Source organism: Streptomyces sp. AC627_RSS907 (assembly GCF_019049165.1).
The window spans coordinates 143,163-161,634 of record NZ_JAGMUE010000008.1; the positions used below are offsets into that span (position 1 = coordinate 143,163).

The following is an 18,472-nucleotide window of genomic DNA, read 5'->3' on the forward strand; positions in this document are numbered from 1 at the left end:
CCGACCGGGTGCCGTGTCAGTCCCTGACGCCGATCACCACATGCGCGTACGACTCCTCGCAGACCGCGAGGCGGGTCGTCAGGCCGCCGCGGGTGAAGGCGTCCACGGCGGCCGGCGCCTGGCGTTGGCTCGTCTCGACCAGCAGGCAGCCGCCGGGCGCGAGCCAGCGCGGCGCCTCGGCGGCGACCCTGCGCAGCACGTCGAGGCCGTCGGTGCCGCCGTCGAGGGCGACCAGCGGCTCGTGGTCGCGGGCCTCGGCGGGCAGCAGGGCGACCTCGCCGGTGGGGACGTACGGCACGTTGGCCGCGAGGATGTCCACCCGGCCGCGCAGCGCGCCGGGCAGTGCGTCGAACAGGTCCCCGGCGTACACCCGGCCGCCGGCGTCCGCGAGGTTGCCGCGGGCGCAGCGCACGGCGGCCGGGTCGATGTCGGCGGCGTGCACCTCGGGCCGGTCGAGCGCGGCGGCCAGGGCGGCACCGACGGCTCCGGAGCCGCAGCACAGGTCCACGACGACGGCCGCGTCCGGCGCGTGGGCGAGGGCCTCGGACACCAGGAACTCGGTACGGCGGCGGGGGACGAAGACACCGGGGGCCACGGCGATGCGCAGGCCCCGGAACTCGGCCCAGCCCAGGACGAGTTCGAGGGGCAGGCCGGTGACGCGCCGGTCCACCAGGGAGGCCAGTTCCTCGGCGGTGCGGGCGGCGGCGACGAGGAGGGCCGCCTCGTCCTCGGCGAAGACACAGCCCGCGGCGCGCAGCGCGGCCACGACGGAGTCACGGGACGGGAAAGCGGACAGAGGGGAGCGCGAGGAGGGCCCGGGAAACGGTATGGGCATGGAGCGGAGAGCCTTTCGGGAACCGAAGGGCGCTCTCACGGTCACCCGTTGGCGGTGACCGCACTGCCGTGAGGTGAGAGCGCCCTGGCCGACACAGCGGTAATGGGTCTCACCTCCCAGGCGTCCGTCGACCGGGACTGTCCGCGGCCGACGGCCACCCTACACCGGTGATCAGACGCCGACGGTCTCCTCGGCCTCTTCGTCCGCTTCCTCCCTGGCTGCCGGGACGGCCGTCTGCTCCTGCGGCCGCGCGTGCTTCGCAGGGGACGGCGCCGGGGCCACGGCCCGCTCCCGGAGGGCGGCCGCCGCCGTCACCACGAGGCCGAGCAGGAGCCAGGCGACCAGCGTCCAGACGTTGCGGCCGAGGCCGTCGCCGTCGAAGTACAGCAGGCTGCGCGCGCCCTCGACGAACCCGGCGCCGTTCCAGAAGGCGTGCAGGGTGCCGAAGAAGCCGTTCTGCAGTTCGGGCCGGAACAGACCGCCGGAGCTGGTGAAGTTGAGCATCACGAACAGCACCATCATGGTGAGTGTGGTCCACCGCTTCAGGAAGGTGTGCAGGCCGACGCCGATGAACAGGATGCCCGCGGCGTAGAGCCAGGCCATGCCCCACAGGCCGGCGAGGCCGTGGTGGGCGAGGTGGAACACCGGTCCGGCGAGCAGGGCGCCGACACCGCTGACGACGACGGAGACACCGAGGGTCAGCAGGGCCCGCGCGCGCATCGGCAGGGCGGCACCGGCGGCGCCGAGCGCGGCCACGGAGGCGTAGGAGCCGATGCTGACCGCGACCAGCAGGAAGAACAGGCCCTGGCCCGTGGGGTCGTCGTCGACCGGGGCGGCCACGTCCGTCACCTTCAGCGGGACGCCCTGCCGCTCGGCGAGCGGGCTGAACACCTTCTCCACGGCCATGGCGCCCATGTCGGACGCGGCGGTGGCCACCACGACCTCGGGCGCCCTGTCGCCGGGCACGTAGGCGCCGGTGATGTCACGCGCCTCGAGCAGGTCGACGGCGTCGGCGCGGGTCGCGACGGTCCGTACGTCGAGGTCGTCACCGGCCTGGTCCTTGACCGACTGGGCCAGCACCTTCACCTCGGGCCCGGAGCCGACGACGGCGACCGGCAGATGGTTCGGCTCGGGGGTGACGAAGGCTCCCATGTACGCGAGTCCCATCCCGACGCACATCAGCAAGGGGGTGATCAGGTGCGTGAGCACATGGCGCAGGGCGGGCGACCTCATCGCGCACATCCTCCAGATGGTTGGCTTATACAACTCTCACTTCAAGTTGTACTATACAACCACCACTGTGGAGGAGGACGCGTGACGACAGCCGGGACGGCCGTGGAGACCATCCAGCGGGAGATGACGGCCTTCGCCCGCCGTGCCCGCGCCTCGGCGGGGCGCATGCATCCGGAGCTGTCCCTGGTCTCGTACACGCTGCTCGGTCATCTGGAGGAGCGCGGCGGCTGCCGGGCCACCGACCTGGCCGCCCACTACGCCCTGGACAAGTCCACCGTCAGCCGTCAGGTCGCGGCCCTGGAGCGCACCGGGCTCGTCGAGCGGCGCGTCGACCCGGAGGACCACCGCGTCCAGGTGCTGCACCTCACGGAGGCCGGACGGCGCATCCTGGCCCAGGTCACCGAGAGCCGCCGGACCGCCTTCCGGGAGCGGCTCACCGACTGGCCCGAGGAGGACCTGGTCCGCTTCGCCGCGTATCTGGAGCGGTACAACGCGTGGCAGGACACCGCGTCCGACGGGGACCGGGGCTGAGGACCGTCCCGGGAACACGTACCGTGGAGCGGGTACGCACTGATCACGCCGCCGGGGGCCATCCCCTCCACGGCGGCCCGAAAGGCCCCCTCGCATGAACACCACACGAGGCTTCACCGGGCGCCCGCGCGCCGCCCGGCCGGGGCTGCCGCCCGGCCAGTACGACGCCGGCGAGGACTGGCCCGTGCTGTCCGCCGAGGTCACGCCCGACCTGTCGCCCGCCGACTGGACCTTCCGCGTGGGCGGGCTGGTGACCGAGCCCCGCACCTGGGACTGGGCCGGGGCCCACCGGCTGCCGGCGTCGGCGTACGCGGGCGACATCCACTGCGTGACCGGCTGGTCGAAGTTCGGGGTGCGGTTCACGGGCGTGTCCCTGGACACCTTCCTGGACGAGGTGCGCCCGCTGCCGTCCGCCACGCACGCCGTCGCCTACGCGCACACCGGCTACACCGCCAACCTGCCGCTCGCGGACCTGACCGGCGGGCGCGCCTGGATCGTCCGGGAGTACGACGGGCGGCCGCTCGCCCCCGAGCACGGCGGTCCGGCGCGGCTGGTGGTGCCGCACCTGTACTTCTGGAAGAGCGTCAAGTGGATCGCGGGCCTGGAGCTCCTCGACCACGACGAGCCGGGCTTCTGGGAACGCAACGGCTACCACGCGCGCGGCAACCCCTGGGAGGAGCAGCGGTACTCCGGTGACTGAGACGGCAATGCGCACGGCAGCGGCCTTCACTCCCCCGACGCGGTTCGCCGTACCCGGGCGCATCGAGGTGGACGGGCAGGTGGCCGGAGCGTGGCAGACGGCCACGCTCACCGAGATCCGCCGGGAGACGTCCCGCGCCTCCACCTTCCGGTTCGCGGTGCCCGACTGGGCGGGTCACCTGCCCGGCCAGCACCTGATGCTGCGGCTGACCGCCGGGGACGGGTACGTGGCCCAGCGCCACTACTCGCTGGCGTCCGCGCCGGACGACTCCGGGCACATCGAGCTGACCCTCGACCATGTCACGGACGGTGAGGTGTCCGGCTGGTTCCACACGGTCGCGCGGCCCGGTGACCGGATCGAGGTGCGCGGCCCGCTGAGCGGCTTCTTCGCCTGGCCCGGCGACCGGCCCGCCCTGCTGCTGGGCGCGGGTTCCGGGGTCGTCCCGCTGATGTCGATGGTGCGGCACCACCGGGCGCGGGAGCTGTCGGTGCCGCTGCGGCTGCTGGTGTCCGCGCGCAGTCCCGAGGAGCTGATCTACGCCCGCGAGTTCGGTGCGGAGACGACGCCGGTGTTCACCCGGAGCGCGCCGGACGGGACGCCCGTGGGTCGGATGACGGCCGCGCACCTGGCACCGCTGCTGTCCGAACCGCCCGCCGACGGCTGGGAGGCCTATGTGTGCGGTTCCAACGCCTTCGCGGAGCACGCCTCACGGCTGCTGGTGGCGGCCGGTCAGCCGGTGCACCGCATTCGGATCGAACGCTTCGGCTGACCCACCGGCGACCGCACCGCGAACGCACGCCCGGTGTGGTCCCCCGGGGGGCTGACCATCGGGTCGACGGGAAGCCGGCCCCCGGCGGGGGTGGGCTGTGGGGGTCCCTCACACACAGCCCACCCCCGCCGGCTCGGGCCGCCCCGGCAGCCGGGCCCCGGACCCGCGGCCCAGCCCCACCCGCTCCCGCCATCAGCCGGCTCCCCACCGGGCTCGCGGAGTGCCGCCGCCGCGGGGCCGGGGGCCACGCGACCGGCCACGGCCCCGGCGCGCTCCGCCCTGCCGGTCCCCGGCCGTCCGTCACCGCGTCCGCCCGATGCCGGAGTGGCGGCGCCGCTCGTCCGTCTCCGCGCGTGGCCGGCTTCCTGGCCCCGGGCGCTGACCGGGCTCTCCGGATGCCCCGCCGGGCCTGGCCCGCGGCGGGCAGTGGCCGTCCGGTATTCCGGGGGCACGACGTGGGCGAGGCCCGTCGGGCTGGGTACCAGACCTGTGCGGGCACTCGCACGCGTGACGCGATGCGGAGACACGGCGGCCCCGCCCCCGTACGGCCGTCCGTCCGGCCTTCCGGTCGCGGTGATCGCGAGGAGGTCGACATGCGAACCCGGGTGCGCGGCTGGCGCTGGCGGCGCAATCCGCTGCGACGCCGGTCGGACGTCGTGGAGGCGTGGACCGTACTGGCGGTCGCCGTCCTGCTCTTCCTGGGCGCACCGCTGCTGGGCGCCGCCACGGCCTGGTGGAGCCACGACCGGGCACAGGCCGTCGTGGCCGAGCAGAGGGCCGAGCGGCACCACGTCCGCGCCGCCGTGGTCGGCAGAACCTCCGAGACGCTGCCGTCGGTCGAGGGCGGTGCGCAGCACTCCTACCGCGCGACCGTCCGATGGAGCACGCCGGACGGTACGGAGCAGAGCACCACCGCCCGTGTCCCGGCCGGCACCCGGTCCGGGGACACGGTCGACGTGTGGCTGGACCCCCGTGGCCGGAGCGTGCCGCCGCCCGCGGCCGACTCCACGGTCTGGCAGCACAGCGTCACCATCGGCGTCTTCACCGCGCTCGGTGCGGCGCTGCCGGTCCTCCTCGCACACTGCGCCGTACGCAGGGTCGCCCTGCGGCGCCGGATGGCCGAGTGGGAGCGCGACTGGGCCCTCACCGAGCCTCAGTGGACGCACCGCCGGGCCTGACGACGGCGCCGGTGACCCGACCACCTGGCCCGGCCGTCGACGGCCCTTCGTCGCCCGCTTCCGCGTACGAGGAGCAGGCCACCACCCTGACCTGCCGGTACGACGGATCGAACGCCGTCGAGAACCCCGCTGGGACCTGGCGAGACCTCCGACCACTCACGTACGGTGTGATCATCCGCATCGTCCGGCACAGTCCCTCCGCAAAGGCGGTTCTCGATGGCCCTGTTCGACCTTCCGCTCGACGAGCTCCGCGCGTACCGCAGCGCGTCGGCCGAGCCCGAGGACTTCGACGCGTTCTGGAACAAGACGCTCGAGGAGGCCCGCGCGCACGAGCTGAACGCCCGCTTCGAACCGGTCGACACCGGACTGTCCACGGTGCGCGTGTACGACGTGACGTTCTCCGGGTTCGGCGGGCACCCGGTGAAGGGCTGGCTGCGGCTGCCCGCCGCGGCCGACGAGCCGTTGCCGCTGCTCGTGGAGTTCGTCGGCTACGGCGGCGGGCGCGGGCTGCCGCACGAGCACCTGCTGTGGGCGTCCACGGGCCGGGCGCACTTCGTGATGGACACCCGTGGCCAGGGCAGCGCCTGGGGCGGCGGTGGCGGGACCGCCGACCCCGTCGGCGGCACGCCCGCCTACCCCGGCTTCATGACCCGCGGCCTGGACGCACCCGAGAACTACTACTACCGCCGCGTCTTCACCGACGCCGTGCGGGCGGTGGAGGCGGCCCGTTCGCACCCGCTGACCGACGCCGCGCGCACGGTCGCCCTCGGCGGGAGCCAGGGCGGTGGCATCACGATCGCCGTCGGCGGTCTGGTCCCGGACCTGACGGCCGTCGCTCCGGACGTCCCGTTCCTCTGCGACTTCCCGCGTGCGACCACGCTCACCGACCGGCACCCCTACCGGGAGATCGGCCTCTACCTGAAGACGCACCGCGGCCGCACCGAGGAGGCCCTGCGCACGCTCTCGTACTTCGACGGGGTGCACTTCGCGGCACGCGGCCGGGCGCCCGCCCTGTTCTCGGCGGCCCTGGAGGACCAGACCTGCCCGCCCTCGACGGTCTTCGCGGCGTTCAACGCCTGGGCGCACGATGACAAGGCGATCGAGGTGTACGACTTCAACGACCACGAGGGCGGTGGGCCCTTCCAGGAGGCGGCCAAGCTGCGCTGGCTGCGCTCGTACGTCTGAGGCGCCGGGCCGGCCGTCCCGGACCCGGGTCCGGGCCCGGACCCGGACCCGCCGACGGCACCGCTCCGTCGCAGCTCCGGCGGCCCGAGTCCGGACGCGCGGGGCGGGCCTGACGCGGCATCACCCAGTCGCCGTCACCCCGCTCACGGGCACCCCGTCGGTCCGGGTCGTCCGGCGCGTGCGCGACCAGTGCACACGGCCGCTGGAGATCAGGGCCCCCTTGTCGGCGCCCGGCAGGGCGTGCCGGTCCACGAGTCGACGCGACCGGCGGCGCACTGAGTCCGCGTGCGCGCGGGGCCCCGTCGTCGCGCTCCCCCTCCTGCACGCGGAGAGCGGGCCCGTCGGCGGCCGCACGCGGGCGGGGATGTGACGGCAGGGCCTACGGCAGGCGCCCGGCCACGACCAGCCGGACGCGCGGGCTGCCGTCGGGCCGCCGCCCGAACCCGGGCAGGGCGTGCAGCTCCGTACGGAAACCGGCGCGTGCCAGCTCGCGCCCCACGTCGCCCAGCCGGAACGTGCGGTAGTACATGACGAACGGCGGCCGCCACAGCGCGTTGCGCACCCGCATCGCGGCGTCGAAGCCCAGCAGCGTCCAGTACCCCGGGGAGCCGGGGCGGGGCGGCGCGACGACGGGGAAGGCGAAGCGGCCGCCCGGCCGCAGCACGGAACGCACCTGGGTGAACAGGCCCGGCAGCTCACGGGGCAGGAAGTGCCCGAACGCCCCGAAGCTCACCACCAGGTCGAACACGGGACCGAAGGGCAGGGCACGGGCGTCCGCGCGCACCCAGGAGACCGCCGGACCCACGGGCTCGACGCGCTCGCGCGCGACAGCGAGCATGCCCGCGCTGAAGTCGACACCCGTCACGCGCTCCCGGCACACCCGGGACAGCACGCCCACGCCCGCTCCGGTGCCGCAGCACAGGTCGAGTCCGGCGTCGAACGGTCCCCTCGACGCCAGCGCCGAGGTCACGGCGTCGAGCACCCGGTCCGGTGTCCGGTACGGGGTGTGGTCGAACTTCGGGGCGAGCAGGTCGTAGCCACGCTCGACCGACGACAGCGCCTGCACGGCCAGTTCCCGCAGGGTGGGGCCTTCGGGGCGGAACACGCGGTCAGCCCCGGGCCTGGCCGGTGGGCCGCGCCGGAGCGCGCCGCTGCTCCAGCACCGCGAGTGCGCGCTCACACCAGCGGGCGTTCTCCCGCTCGAACGAGATCCCGGCGAGCAGGGTGAGGTAGGGGCCGACGCGGTCGGCCTCGCGCAGGTGCTCCTCCTCCGTGCGGCCGTCCAGCAGACGCTCACGGACGCGCTCTAGCGGGCGAGCTTGCCGAGGGCCCAGGCCCTGCGCTCCTCGACCAGCGCGCGGACCTGCTGCGGGCCGACGCCGTCCATGGCCTGGATCTTGATCAGGAACTCGTCGCGGACGGCGGTGGGGCGCCTGGTCGGCTCGGCGGCGAAGGCGTCGAGTTGCTCCCGCCCGGCCCTGGTGAGCGAGAACACCCGCTTGGTGGGCCGGCGCTCCTGCGGCACCGTCCGGGCCTCGATGAGTCCGTCTCCCGCGAGGCGCTCCAGCTCACGGTAGAGCTGCTGCGGTGTCGCCGGCCAGAAGTTGGCGAGCGAGACGTCGAACACCTTGGACAGCTCGTATCCCGAGGCCTCGCCCTCCAGCAGGGCGGCCAGGACGGCGTACTTGAGAGACATGTCGACACGCTAGCAAGCAAGCACTACGCTACCCACCCCATTCCGCACCTATTAAAATTGTTTAATAAGGAGCTGTGATGCAGGCATTCCGCGCAGCGGTCGAGGCGCACGACCTCGACACCGTCGAAGCTCTGCTGGCCGAGCACGTGGTCTTCACCAGCCCGGTCGTGTTCAAGCCGTACCGCGGCGGGGCGGTCACGGCGGCGATCCTGCGCGCGGTCGCCCGCGTCTTCGAGGACTTCCGCTACGAGCGCGTCATCGGCGATGCGGACGGCCGCGATCACGCGCTGCTCTTCAGGGCGCGGGTCGGCGACCGCGAGATCAGCGGCTGCGACTTCCTCCACCTCGACGAGTCGGGCCGGATCGACGAACTCACCGTGATGGTGCGGCCGCTGTCGGGAGCGCAGGCCCTGCAGGCGGCCATGGCCGCGCAGTTCGAGCGGATCGCGGAGGAGGCCCAGGCACGCTCGGGCGGCTGAACCCGCCCAGGCGTGCGGACGGCGGAACAAACGCGGCACGGGCCGTGTCGGAGGGGGTGGGACGCGCGGACCGTCCCACCCACCGCCACGTCACTCCTTCTGGTGGTACAGTACGGGTAGCACTTGTGTACGCCCATTCCTGGGCGCCGGTGCATCTTTCCCCTTCGGCTCGCCGACCCGCCCGTCCCAATGCGACCGGCGCGTCCGATCCTCTCAGCACAACCTCGTGAGCAGGGTTCTCCCCGCCGTACCCGAGGTGCTGTTCCCACCGCCCGCAGGCGTGTCGTCCGACCCCTCGCGCGGCTTCTCTCCCCCTCCCCTCCGCATGCCTCACGCCCACGTCCGTGAAAGGACCGAACCCCATGACCACCACACTCGAAAACCGCCCTGCGCAGCAGTCCCCGGCCGAGGTCGCGAACGGTGTCCTCGACGTCGACGCGGGCGGGAAGGGACACCTGCGCGGCGCGGGTCTCCTGCCCGGGCCGGCCGACCTCTCCGTCTCCCCCGCGCTGATCCGCCGTCACGGCCTGCGCAAGGGCGACCTGGTCGAAGGCGTGGGCGGTGACCGGCGCGCCCTGACCGACGTGGTCCGGGTCAACGGCCGCACGCCCGACCGGCAGGGGGGCCGACGGCACTTCCACGACCTGACGCCCCTGCACCCGCACGAGCGGCTGCGTCTCGAACACCCGGCGGCCGGCCTGACCGGGCGGGTCACCGACCTGATCGCCCCGGTCGGCAAGGGCCAGCGCGGCCTGATCGTGGCCCCGCCGAAGACCGGCAAGACCGTCCTTCTGCAGCAGATCGCCGCCGCCGTCGCCGGCAACCACCCGCGGGCCCGGCTCATGGTGGTGCTGCTCGACGAACGCCCCGAGGAGGTCACCGACATGCGGCGTTCGGTGCGGGGCGAGGTGTACGCCTCGACGTTCGACCAGAGCGCCAAGCAGCACATCGCGCTCGCCGAGCTCGTCATCGAACGGGCCAAGCGGCTCGTCGAGACCGGTGAGGACGTCGTCATCCTCCTCGACTCCCTCACCCGGCTCTGCCGGGCGCACAACAACGCCGCCTCCTCCGGCGGCCGCACCCTCAGCGGCGGCGTCGACGCCGGCGCGCTGCTCGGGCCCAAGCGGTTCTTCGGTGCCGCCCGGCAGGCCGAGGAAGGCGGCTCCCTCACCATCCTCGCCACCGCCCTGGTGGAGACCGGCTCGCGTGCCGACGACTTCTACTTCGAGGAGCTCAAGAGCACCGGCAACATGGAGCTGCGGCTGAGCCGGGAACTCGCCTCCCGCCGGGTCTTCCCGGCCGTGGACATGACCGGCTCGGGCACCCGTCGCGAGGAACTCCTGCTGTCCGCCGCGGAGTCGACCGCCGTGCGCGGGCTGCGGCGGGCCCTGCAGACCCGGGACGGACAGTCCGGCCTGGAGACGCTGCTGGAGCGGATGCGCGCCACACCGGACAACGCCACGTTCCTGCGGCGCGTCCAGCCGACCCTGCCGGCCGGCTGACTCCGCCCGCGGACCGGATCCGCCCGTGGGCCGCGCATCCCTTACGACGGATCCCTACGACCGATCCCTACGACCGATCCCTTACGACGGACCCCTTACGGCATCCGGGTGCTTGCGCGTGCGGCTCGGCCCGGGCAGCGTGGCGTTGCGGGGGCGTCTTCCTACGTTTGCGGTATGACTATCGGATTTTCATCCCGATCGGCTCGATCCACCTGTGTGCTCTGTGTGGCGGGGCTGCTGACGCTCATGCCCGCCGCAGCCGCCCGGGCGGGCCGGCCGGACCCCGGCCCGCCCGGTGGGACACGGGCGGTGGCGCCGCAGCCGTCGCTGCTGTACCGCTCCGGTACACAGGTCCGCCCGCACCGCGAGGCGCCGGAGGTCCCCGAAGTCTCGGCCCTGTCCTGGGTCGTCGCCGACGCGGACACGGGAGAGGTGCTGGCCGCCCACGACGCCCACCGCAAGCTGCCGCCCGCCAGCACGCTCAAGACCCTGTTCGCCCTCACGGTGCTCCCGGTCCTGCCGGGCGGCATCCGCCACGAGGTCAGCGCGGACGAACTGTCCGGGGTCGGTCCGGGCAGCAGCCTGGTCGGTGTCGTCGAGGGCCGCACCTACCGCGTCTCCGACCTGTGGAACGGCGTCTTCCTCAACTCCGGCAACGACGCCGTCCACGTCCTGGCCTCGCTCGCCGGCGGATGGACCGCGACGGCCGCCCGGATGCAGGCCGAGGCCCGCGCCCTCGGCGCCCGCGACACGTACGTGCGCTCGCCCGACGGCTACGACGCGCCGGGCCAGGTGTCGTCGGCGTACGACCTGACGGTCTTCGGCCGGGCGGGGCTGCGCAACCCGGACTTCGCGCGCTACTGCGCCAAGGTCGACGCGATGTTCCCCGGCCTGGACGGGGACTCGTACGGGATCATGAACACCAACCGGCTGCTCACCGGAGCGGACGGCGTGGAGCCGTACCCGGGGCTGATCGGCATCAAGAACGGCTACACCAGCAACGCCGGCAACACCCTGGTGGCCGCCGCCCAGCGTGCCGGGCGGACCCTGGTGGTGACCGTGATGAACCCCCAGGAGGGCGGCGGGTTCGCCGTGTACGAGGAGAGCCGCGCCCTGCTCGACTGGGGGTTCGAGGCGGCCGGGCGGGTCGATCCGGTGGGCTCGCTGGAGCCCGCGGCCCCGCGACCGCGGCAGGGCCCGCAGGCAGTGCCCACGGCGGCCCCGGCGGTGAAGCCCGCGCAGGACGCCCCGGGCTGGCCGGAGACCGCCGCGATCGTCTGCGCCGCCGGGCTCGGCGCCGGCCTCACCGCGCTGACCCTGCGGCTCAGACTCGTCCGGGACGAAGCGAGTTGACGGCGTCGCGGCGCCCCTTTGGAGGGCCGGCCGCCCCCCGTCGGCGTCGCCGGGCCGCAGCGGTCCGCCGCGCTGACGCGTCGAGCCGGGGACGGGCGCGGCGGGCGGGGGACCCCCGGGTCCGGGGTGGTGCTACCTCCACCCTTCTTCGGGGGCAGACGTCATTCTGCGCCCGGGGAAGCGTCCACATACTGGAGTACATGGCCAATCCAACGGTGCTCGTCGAAACATCTCCCGCACGCGAACGGGAAAAGGGACGCGAAAAGGGAAGCGACTTTTCCGAACTGTCACGGCGCATAGCCGACGCGGGGCTGCTCCGACGCCGCCCCCTCTATTACACGGTGCGTTTCGGTGCCGTCGCCCTCGCACTCGCCGGAGGCGTCGCGGCCTTTCTCGTCCTCGGGGACAGCTGGAGCCAGCTGCTGGTCGCCGTGGCCCTGGCGGTCGTCTTCGGCCAGCTCGGGCTGGCGGCCCACGACCTCGCCCACCGGCAGGTGTTCACCCGTCGGCGGCCCAGCGAGGCGGGCGGACTGCTGGTGGCCAACCTGCTGCTGGGCATGAGCTACGGCTGGTGGATGAACAAGCACACCCGCCACCACGCGAACCCCAATCACGAGGAGAAGGACCCGGACGTCTCCCCCGACATCCTGGTGTGGTCACGGCGCCAGGCGAGCAAGGCACAAGGCCTCCCCCGTTTCATCGGAAAGCACCAGGCCGCCTTGTTCTTTCCCCTGCTGACGCTGGAAGGCCTCAATCTGAGCTTCAACAGCTTCAAGGCGCTGCGCAGCCCTTCCATGAAACGTCCCGTACTGGAGGGGGCGCTGCTCGTCGCCCATTTCGTGCTGTATTTCGGTGGCCTGTTCACCCTCCTCTCCCCCGGCAAGGCGCTCGCCTTCATCGCCGTCCACCAGGCCCTGTTCGGCATCTATCTGGGGTCGGTCTTCGCCCCCAACCACAAGGGCATGCCGATGATCGAGGAGGGCACCCGGCTCGACTTCCTGCGCCGCCAGGTCCTCACCTCCCGCAACGTGCGGGGCGGCTGGTTCGTCGACGCCTTCATGGGCGGCCTCAACTACCAGATCGAGCACCACCTGTTCCCCAGCATGCCGACGCCGGCCCTCGGCAGGGCCCAGGCCATCACCGAACGGTACTGCGCCGAGCTGGGCGTCCCGTACCACCAGACGGGGCTGCTCGCCTCGCACCGCGAGGCGCTGCGTCACATGCGCAGTGTCGGGGAGCCGCTGCGCGCGGCCCGCTGAGACGCGCGCCCGGTCCTGAGCCCCTCGGGCGCGCGGCGGTCAGCTGTGCAGCACGCCCGTGCCCAGCAGCCCGAACAGCAGGACACCGACCGCGACCCGGTAGACCACGAAGGCGTCGAAGGAGTGCCTGGCGACGAACCTCAGCAGCCAGGCGATGGAGGCGTAGGCCACCAGGAAGGACACGAGCGTGCCGACGGCCAGTGGGACGGCGCCCGCCCCCGTCCCCAAGGCGTCCTTCAGCTCGTACAGGCCGGCACCGGTCAGGGCCGGGATGCCGAGGAAGAAGGAGAGCCGCGTGGCGGCCAGCCGGTCGAGGCCGAGCATCAGCGCCGCGGACATGGTGGCGCCGGAGCGTGAGAAGCCCGGGAAGAGCAGGGCCAGGATCTGGGCGCCGCCGACCAGCATGGCGTCCTTGAACGAGGTGTCGTCCTCGCCCCGCTTGTGCCGTCCCGTCCGGTCCGCCACCCACATCACGCCGCTGCCGACGACGAGCGAGCCGGCGACCACCCACAGGGAGGCGATGCTGATGACGCTCATGGGTTCCCGTTCTGCCCGGGACGGGCGGGCGCGAGGGCGACAGTAGTGGCGGGGCCAGTCCTCCTGCACGCGGATCGGTACCCGGTGTCACGCCCAGAGCGCGTCGGCCAGTGTCACCCCCGCGAACGCCGCCCCCAGGCCGGCCGCCACACTCGCCGCCACGTTGACGGCGGCCTGGAGGCGGGCACCCGTCTCGGCCAGCCGGAGCGTCTCGTAGGAGAAGGTCGAGTACGTCGTGAGGGCGCCGCACAGTCCGGTCCCGAGCAGCAGCCGCAGGTCGGAGCCCGCCGCCCCGGCCAGTGCCGCACCCGTCAGCAGGCCCAGGGCGAGGCAGCCGACGACGTTCACCGTGAAGGTGCCCCAGGGGAAGACCGAGTCGTGCCGGGACTGCACCGCACGGTCGGTGAGGTAGCGCAGCGGGGCACCGGCCATGCCGCCCACGACGACCAGCAGCCAGTTCACAGCGGCCTCCCGCCCTTCCTGTCCGTTTCGCCGGTTCCGGCGGGGGTGTCCTGACGGCCGGCGTACCTGATGACCTCGCAGTCGTCGAGGACCACCAGGCCCTCGGCGACGAGTTCGTCCAGCAGCGGCAGGAAGGCCCGTACGCGCTCCTGCGTGTCGACGATGACGACGGCGACCGGCAGGTCCTCGCTGAGGGACAGCAGCCGGGTGGTGTGGATCAGGGAGGACGCGCCGAAGCCCTCCACGCCGCGGAAGACACTGGCACCCGCGAGGCCCGCCGCGTGGGCCCGGTGGACGATCTCCGAGTACAGGGGGCGATGGTGCCAGGTGTCGTTCTCGCCGACGAGGACGGTGACGCGCAGGGCCCTGCCGGTCAGTCTTGTCATGACTGCCTCCGCTTCAGGAGGCCGCGGGTCGCCCACGCGGCGAGCCACACCGCCGTGCACGCCACGAGCGGGGTCGCGGCGAGGTGGACCAGGCCGGTGCGGACCTGGCCGGCGGCGAGCAGCTGCCGGGTGTCGACGGCGTAGGTCGAGAAGGTGGTGAAGCCGCCGAGCACGCCGGTGCCGATGAAGGGCCTGACCAGGCGGTGGGCGGCCCACACCTCGGTGATGACCACCATGAACACGCCGATCACGGCGCAGCCGACGGCATTGACCCAGAAGGTCGTCCAGGGGAAACCGCCGGTCGGCGTCGGCCACCACAGGGAGGCCGCGTAGCGGGCCGCGGCGCCGGTGCCCCCGCCGAGGGCCACGACCGCGACGACCGGGGCCTGGGCTCGCCGGCGCGGCCGCCCGGGGGCGACGGGACGGACATCGCCGAAACGCTCGGTCTCCGGGGCTGTCATGGTCGTACGTCTCCTACTCGCCTGGCAGGGGGCTGCCCCCCGTCGCGCAAGTAGGGACCGTTGGCGGCGTCCGTGCCGCGGTTCGGGTACGGCGAGCCCCACCGCCGCGCCGCGCGCACCGGCCGCGGCTGACGCCCAGCCTAACGCCGGGACGGCACCCGGGTCACTTCGGGAGGGCGACCGCGCCCCACCCGTACCGTGCCCCCTGCACCCTCCGCGGCCGGGGTCCCGCCGTCCGGGACGCCGGCCGCGGCTACGGGTCAGCGGTGGCGGAACCACGCCGTCGCCGGCATCGCCCGGTCGTCGTAGCCGAACAGGGCCTGGTTCTCCCAGCCGTTGCCGGAGGACGGGTCGGTGGGGTCCCAGCCGTTGCCGTCGACGGCGGTCCAGGTCGCCTCCCAGTAGAAGACGCCGAGGCCTCGGCCGTTCGGGACGGCCTCCACGATGTCCGCCACCGTGTTCATCCAGGCCGCCTGCCCGGCCGGGGTCGCCGGATAGCCGGGAACGAGCTCACCGCTGACGTCGATGATGTTCTCGTGCGCGTCCTCGCTGTCCAGCCGGAACGGGTAGGCCGTCTCGGCGACGAAGACGGGCCTGCCGTAGCGGGCGGCCGCGTCGTCCAGGGTGGTCTGGAAGTCGGACAGCGGACCGTGCCAGTAGCCGTAGTACGACAGGCCGATGGCGTCGAAGCGGACGCCGTGCGCGACGGCGTTGTCGAACCACCAGCGGGTGCCCGCCAGGTCGCCGCCCTTGGCGAGGTGCAGCGCGACGGGGGTGGCCGCGTCGACCTTCTTGACCGCGTCGTAGCCGCTGTTGATCAGCCCGGCGAGCTGCGGCCAGTTGTCCGTGGAGCCCTCGTTCCACAGCATGCCGCCGTTGATCTCGTTGCCGACCTGGACCATGTCGGCGCCGGTGCCCTGTGCCTTGAGCGCGCTCAGCACGTCGTGGGTGTGGCGGTACACGTCCGTCTTGAGCCGACCGTACGAGTGCCCCGCCCAGGCGGCGGGCTTGGTCTGGGCGCCCGGGTCGGCCCAGGTGTCCGAGTAGTGGAAGTCGACCAGCAGCTTCATGCCCCGCGCCTTGACGCGCTTGGCGGTCTCCAGAACGCGTGCCTTGTCGTTGTAGCCGTCGGCCGGGTTCACCCAGACCTTCAGGCGGGCGTAGTTCATGCCGGCGGACTTCAGGATGCCCAGCGCGTCTCCCGCCGCTCCGGCTCCCGTCCGGTAGGCGCCGCCCTTGGCCTCGCTCTTGGCGAGGGAGGAGACGTCGGCCCCCTTGACCGGCAGTCCGTGGGACGTGCCCGGCGTGAAGGTCAGGTCGTCGACATTGATCCAGTTGCCGGCGTTCGCGTCACTGTTGATGCTGACGGTGCACTGGTGGGCGGTCACGTGGACCGGCACGACGATCCGGATCCATCCACTGGCGGACACCGGCAGGTCGGTGCGCTGCTCGGCCGGGCCGCAGTTCTTCAGGGCTATCCAGGCAGCGTTCTGGCCGCCGCCGGAGCGGACCCAGGCGGTCAGCCGGTAGCTGCCGTTGGTGAGTCCGGACAGGTACTGGTACGTCTCGACCTTGTACGCGGACGACGACCAGTGGCTCAGCCGGCTGGCGCCGCCGTGGCCGCCCGCCTCGGTGTACGAGGCGCCGGTCGAGCCGTACTCCGACCAGCCGGCGGGTACGGCCGTTCCTCCGCCGTCGGCCTCGAAGCCGCCGTTGGTGAGAGTGCTCGCCGCGTGGGCGCTCTGGGCCGGCAGAGCGGTGAGGGCGAGGCCGGCCACGAGAGGCGGCAGCAGCGCCTTGAGGGTGCGTCTGGGATGGAACATCGTCGTCCGTCGTCCCTTCGACTTGGGGAGGGGGCTGGAAACAGCGGGAACGGCGGCTATCCGTCGAGCCGTACGACCCGGACGGCGCCGGCCGGGACCATGAGGCGGCCCGCGGCGCGTTCGCCGGTCAGCACGTCGGTGCCGTGCGCGTCCAGTGGCACCTTGGCGTCCGTGGCGGTGTGGTTGATCGCGAACAGATAGGTGCCCGACTCGCCGGTGCGGCGCACCACTTCGACGTCGCGGGGCAGGTCCGCGCGCGGGGTGATACCCGCGTCCCGCGCCGCCCGGCCGAGGACGGCGTCCAGTCCCTCGGTGCCGAGGCGGGTGGAGACGTACCAGGCGGTGCCCTCGCCGAGGCGGTGCCGGGTGACGGCCGGGTGGCCCGCGGCCGGACCGTCGGCGTACGTCCACACCGGCTCGGCGCCGCGGGGCACGACGAACTCCGTCCACACGTCGCCGCTCGGCTCGCTGCCGTCCGGGCCGGTGAGCCGCACCCGTTCGCCCGCCAGCAGCGGCGAGAACTCCTCGACGGTCAGCCCGAGCACGTCCCTGAGCGCGCCCGGGTAGGCGCCCTCGTGGACGGCGTCGTGCTCGTCGACGATGCCGGAGAAGTACGAGACGACGAGGGTGCCGCCGCGCTCCACGTACTCCCGGAGGTTGCGGCCGGCCGCGTCCGTCGTCAGGTACAGCGCGGGGACGACGACGAGGGGATATGCCGACAGGTCGGCTTCCGGGTGGACGAAGTCGACCGTGAGGTGGCGGTCGTAGAGGGTCTCGTAGAAGGCGTCGGCGCGTTCGCGGGGGTCGTGGTCCTCGCTGGGGCGCCACTGGAGGGTCTGGGCCCACCAGGAGTGCCAGTCCCAGACCATCGCGACGTCGGCCTCGGTGCGGGTGCCGCGGACCGGGGTCAGCGAGTCGACCGACGCGCCGAGTTCGACCACCTCGCGCCACACGCGGGTGTCCGTGCCGCCGTGCGGCAGCATCGCCGAGTGGAACTTCTCGGCGCCGCGCCGGGACTGGCGCCACTGGAAGAACATGGCGCCCTCGGAGCCGCGGGCCACGTGGGCGAGGGAGTTGCGGGCCATCTGGCCGGGGGCCTTGGCGGGGTTGCGGGGCTGCCAGTTGACGCCGGAGGTGGAGTGTTCGAGCAGCAGCCAGGGGGCGCCGCCCGCGACGGAGCGGCTGAGGTCCGCGGCCATGGCGAGGTTGACGTGGGTGCGGCGGCCGTCGGTGATCAGGTAGTGGTCGTTGGTGACGAGGTCGACCTCGCGGCCCCAGGCCCAGTAGTCGACGGAGTCGCACTGGCTGAGAGCGGTCATGAAGTTGGTGGTGACCGGGACGCCGGGTGAGAGGCGGTGCAGGATGTCCCGCTCCGCCGTGAAGTTCTCGCGCATGGTGGCGTCGGCGAAGCGCTTGTAGTCCAGCGCCTGGGCCGGGTTGCCGACCGTCGGTGTCACGCGCGGCGGGTTGATCTGGTCGAGGTCCGCGTAACGCTGGCCCCAGAAGGCGGTGCCCCAGGCCTCGTTGACGGCGTCGACCGTGCCGTACGTCGTCGCCAGCCAGCGTCGGAAGTGCGCGGCACAGGACTCGCAGTAGCAGGCCGAGACGGGGACGCCGTACTCGTTGTGGACGTGCCACAGCGCCAGTGCCGGGTGGCTGCCGTAGCGCTCGGCGATCTTCGTGGTGATCTTCGCCGCGGCGGCACGGTAGTCGGCGTTGCTGTGGCAGATGGCGGCGCGGGAGCCGAACTCGAAGCGCACGCCCTCGGCGGTGACCGGGAGGGCCTCGGGGTGGGCCCGGTAGAACCAGGCGGGCGGGGCGACGGTGGGCGTGCCGAGGTCGACGCGGATGCCGTTCTCATGCAGCAGGTCGAGGAGCCGGTCCAGCCAGCCGAAGTCGTACGTGCCCGGGGACGGCTCCAGCAGGGCCCAGGAGAAGATCCCGACGCTCACCATCGTGACGCCGGCCTCGCGCATCAGCCGGACGTCCTCCTGCCAGACGCTCTCCGGCCACTGCTCGGGGTTGTAGTCCCCGCCGAAGGCGAGCCCGGCGAGGCCCCTGGGGGTGGTCTCCGGCATGGATG

General features: G+C 73.2%; 17 protein-coding genes and 2 pseudogenes. 9 read left to right on the plus strand and 10 right to left on the minus strand.

Annotated elements, in window-relative coordinates; all coding sequences use genetic code 11:
- Nucleotides 1-16 precede the first annotated feature (16 nt).
- Both KUM32_RS02540 and KUM32_RS02545 read right to left on the minus strand, forming a co-directional pair.
- A complete protein-coding gene (locus KUM32_RS02540; RefSeq protein WP_217140093.1) occupies nucleotides 17-835 on the minus strand; it encodes a putative protein N(5)-glutamine methyltransferase in 819 nt (272 codons plus the stop codon).
- 171 nt (nucleotides 836-1,006) lie between these two features.
- Nucleotides 1,007-2,068 (minus strand): hypothetical protein, encoded by a 1,062-nt coding sequence (locus KUM32_RS02545; RefSeq protein ID WP_217140094.1) that lies wholly within the window; start codon nucleotides 2,066-2,068, stop codon nucleotides 1,007-1,009.
- A 123-nt stretch (nucleotides 2,069-2,191) separates the two neighbouring features.
- Here KUM32_RS02545 and KUM32_RS02550 point away from each other — a divergent pair, with 123 nt between their 5' ends.
- The 5 genes from KUM32_RS02550 (at nucleotide 2,192) to KUM32_RS02570 (ending at nucleotide 6,431) form a co-directional block, all read left to right on the plus strand.
- Nucleotides 2,192-2,599, plus strand: coding sequence for a MarR family winged helix-turn-helix transcriptional regulator (locus tag KUM32_RS02550; protein ID WP_217140146.1), 408 nt, complete (start codon nucleotides 2,192-2,194; stop codon nucleotides 2,597-2,599).
- A gap of 94 nt (nucleotides 2,600-2,693) precedes the next feature.
- A complete protein-coding gene (locus KUM32_RS02555; RefSeq protein WP_217140095.1) occupies nucleotides 2,694-3,299 on the plus strand; it encodes a sulfite oxidase-like oxidoreductase in 606 nt (201 codons plus the stop codon).
- A 7-nt stretch (nucleotides 3,300-3,306) separates the two neighbouring features.
- Nucleotides 3,307-4,068: a ferredoxin reductase gene (locus KUM32_RS02560; protein WP_217140147.1), complete on the plus strand. Its 762-nt coding sequence runs from the start codon at nucleotides 3,307-3,309 to the stop codon at nucleotides 4,066-4,068.
- 593 nt (nucleotides 4,069-4,661) lie between these two features.
- Nucleotides 4,662-5,246, plus strand: coding sequence for a DUF3592 domain-containing protein (locus KUM32_RS02565; RefSeq protein ID WP_217140096.1), 585 nt, complete (start codon nucleotides 4,662-4,664; stop codon nucleotides 5,244-5,246).
- A 216-nt stretch (nucleotides 5,247-5,462) separates the two neighbouring features.
- Entirely contained in the window at nucleotides 5,463-6,431 is a 969-nt protein-coding gene (locus KUM32_RS02570) for an acetylxylan esterase (RefSeq protein WP_217140097.1), read from the plus strand.
- 379 nt (nucleotides 6,432-6,810) lie between these two features.
- Here KUM32_RS02570 and KUM32_RS02575 read toward each other — a convergent pair whose 3' ends face one another.
- Together KUM32_RS02575 and KUM32_RS02580 are read right to left on the minus strand one after the other, a co-directional pair.
- The gene (locus tag KUM32_RS02575) at nucleotides 6,811-7,536 is read right to left on the minus strand and encodes a class I SAM-dependent methyltransferase (protein ID WP_217140098.1); all 726 of its coding nucleotides are present in this window, start codon (nucleotides 7,534-7,536) and stop codon (nucleotides 6,811-6,813) included.
- A gap of 4 nt (nucleotides 7,537-7,540) precedes the next feature.
- Nucleotides 7,541-8,127 (minus strand): annotated as a pseudogene (locus KUM32_RS02580) (PadR family transcriptional regulator).
- A 77-nt stretch (nucleotides 8,128-8,204) separates the two neighbouring features.
- Between KUM32_RS02580 and KUM32_RS02585 the strand changes: the two are divergent.
- From KUM32_RS02585 to KUM32_RS02600, 4 genes are all read left to right on the plus strand, one after another.
- Nucleotides 8,205-8,606, plus strand: a complete 402-nt coding sequence (locus KUM32_RS02585) for a nuclear transport factor 2 family protein (RefSeq protein ID WP_217140099.1) — start codon at nucleotides 8,205-8,207, stop codon at nucleotides 8,604-8,606.
- Nucleotides 8,607-8,968: 362 nt separating this feature from the next.
- Nucleotides 8,969-10,108 carry a transcription termination factor Rho gene (gene rho / locus KUM32_RS02590; RefSeq protein WP_217140100.1) on the plus strand — a complete coding sequence of 380 codons (1,140 nt, stop codon included), beginning with the start codon at nucleotides 8,969-8,971 and terminating at the stop codon, nucleotides 10,106-10,108.
- A 174-nt stretch (nucleotides 10,109-10,282) separates the two neighbouring features.
- Nucleotides 10,283-11,461 (plus strand): D-alanyl-D-alanine carboxypeptidase family protein, encoded by a 1,179-nt coding sequence (locus KUM32_RS02595; RefSeq protein ID WP_217140101.1) that lies wholly within the window; start codon nucleotides 10,283-10,285, stop codon nucleotides 11,459-11,461.
- Between the two features lie 200 nt (nucleotides 11,462-11,661).
- The gene (locus KUM32_RS02600; RefSeq protein ID WP_217140102.1) at nucleotides 11,662-12,720 is read left to right on the plus strand and encodes an acyl-CoA desaturase; all 1,059 of its coding nucleotides are present in this window, start codon (nucleotides 11,662-11,664) and stop codon (nucleotides 12,718-12,720) included.
- Between the two features lie 39 nt (nucleotides 12,721-12,759).
- Here the strand turns inward: KUM32_RS02600 and KUM32_RS02605 are convergent.
- From KUM32_RS02605 to KUM32_RS02630, 6 genes and pseudogenes are all read right to left on the minus strand, one after another.
- A pseudogene (locus KUM32_RS02605) lies at nucleotides 12,760-13,242 on the minus strand (undecaprenyl-diphosphate phosphatase); the annotation flags it as partial.
- A 102-nt stretch (nucleotides 13,243-13,344) separates the two neighbouring features.
- Complete coding sequence (gene crcB, locus KUM32_RS02610) at nucleotides 13,345-13,719, minus strand: fluoride efflux transporter CrcB (RefSeq protein WP_217140103.1); 375 nt, start codon at nucleotides 13,717-13,719, stop codon at nucleotides 13,345-13,347.
- Nucleotides 13,716-14,105: a DUF190 domain-containing protein gene (locus tag KUM32_RS02615; protein ID WP_217140104.1), complete on the minus strand. Its 390-nt coding sequence runs from the start codon at nucleotides 14,103-14,105 to the stop codon at nucleotides 13,716-13,718. The genes crcB (KUM32_RS02610) and KUM32_RS02615 overlap by 4 nt, the downstream gene beginning before the upstream one ends.
- The gene (crcB, locus tag KUM32_RS02620) at nucleotides 14,102-14,566 is read right to left on the minus strand and encodes a fluoride efflux transporter CrcB (protein ID WP_217140105.1); all 465 of its coding nucleotides are present in this window, start codon (nucleotides 14,564-14,566) and stop codon (nucleotides 14,102-14,104) included. The genes KUM32_RS02615 and crcB (KUM32_RS02620) overlap by 4 nt, the downstream gene beginning before the upstream one ends.
- 260 nt (nucleotides 14,567-14,826) lie before the next feature.
- Nucleotides 14,827-16,389: an arabinogalactan endo-1,4-beta-galactosidase gene (locus KUM32_RS02625; protein ID WP_217140106.1), complete on the minus strand. Its 1,563-nt coding sequence runs from the start codon at nucleotides 16,387-16,389 to the stop codon at nucleotides 14,827-14,829.
- A gap of 56 nt (nucleotides 16,390-16,445) precedes the next feature.
- Nucleotides 16,446-18,467: a beta-galactosidase gene (locus KUM32_RS02630; protein ID WP_217140107.1), complete on the minus strand. Its 2,022-nt coding sequence runs from the start codon at nucleotides 18,465-18,467 to the stop codon at nucleotides 16,446-16,448.
- Between the last annotated feature and the right edge of the window lie 5 nt (nucleotides 18,468-18,472).

Coding starts and splice junctions, on each gene's coding strand:
- KUM32_RS02540 (WP_217140093.1), bottom strand. CDS start 835: ATGCCCATACCGTTTCCCGGGCCCTCCTCGCGCTCCCCTCTGTCCGCT.
- KUM32_RS02545 (WP_217140094.1), bottom strand. CDS start 2,068: ATGAGGTCGCCCGCCCTGCGCCATGTGCTCACGCACCTGATCACCCCC.
- KUM32_RS02550 (WP_217140146.1), top strand. CDS start 2,192: ATGACGGCCTTCGCCCGCCGTGCCCGCGCCTCGGCGGGGCGCATGCAT.
- KUM32_RS02555 (WP_217140095.1), top strand. CDS start 2,694: ATGAACACCACACGAGGCTTCACCGGGCGCCCGCGCGCCGCCCGGCCG.
- KUM32_RS02560 (WP_217140147.1), top strand. CDS start 3,307: ATGCGCACGGCAGCGGCCTTCACTCCCCCGACGCGGTTCGCCGTACCC.
- KUM32_RS02565 (WP_217140096.1), top strand. CDS start 4,662: ATGCGAACCCGGGTGCGCGGCTGGCGCTGGCGGCGCAATCCGCTGCGA.
- KUM32_RS02570 (WP_217140097.1), top strand. CDS start 5,463: ATGGCCCTGTTCGACCTTCCGCTCGACGAGCTCCGCGCGTACCGCAGC.
- KUM32_RS02585 (WP_217140099.1), top strand. CDS start 8,205: ATGCAGGCATTCCGCGCAGCGGTCGAGGCGCACGACCTCGACACCGTC.
- rho (WP_217140100.1), top strand. CDS start 8,969: ATGACCACCACACTCGAAAACCGCCCTGCGCAGCAGTCCCCGGCCGAG.
- KUM32_RS02595 (WP_217140101.1), top strand. CDS start 10,283: ATGACTATCGGATTTTCATCCCGATCGGCTCGATCCACCTGTGTGCTC.
- KUM32_RS02600 (WP_217140102.1), top strand. CDS start 11,662: ATGGCCAATCCAACGGTGCTCGTCGAAACATCTCCCGCACGCGAACGG.
- KUM32_RS02615 (WP_217140104.1), bottom strand. CDS start 14,105: ATGACAAGACTGACCGGCAGGGCCCTGCGCGTCACCGTCCTCGTCGGC.
- crcB (WP_217140105.1), bottom strand. CDS start 14,566: ATGACAGCCCCGGAGACCGAGCGTTTCGGCGATGTCCGTCCCGTCGCC.
- KUM32_RS02625 (WP_217140106.1), bottom strand. CDS start 16,389: ATGTTCCATCCCAGACGCACCCTCAAGGCGCTGCTGCCGCCTCTCGTG.
- KUM32_RS02630 (WP_217140107.1), bottom strand. CDS start 18,467: ATGCCGGAGACCACCCCCAGGGGCCTCGCCGGGCTCGCCTTCGGCGGG.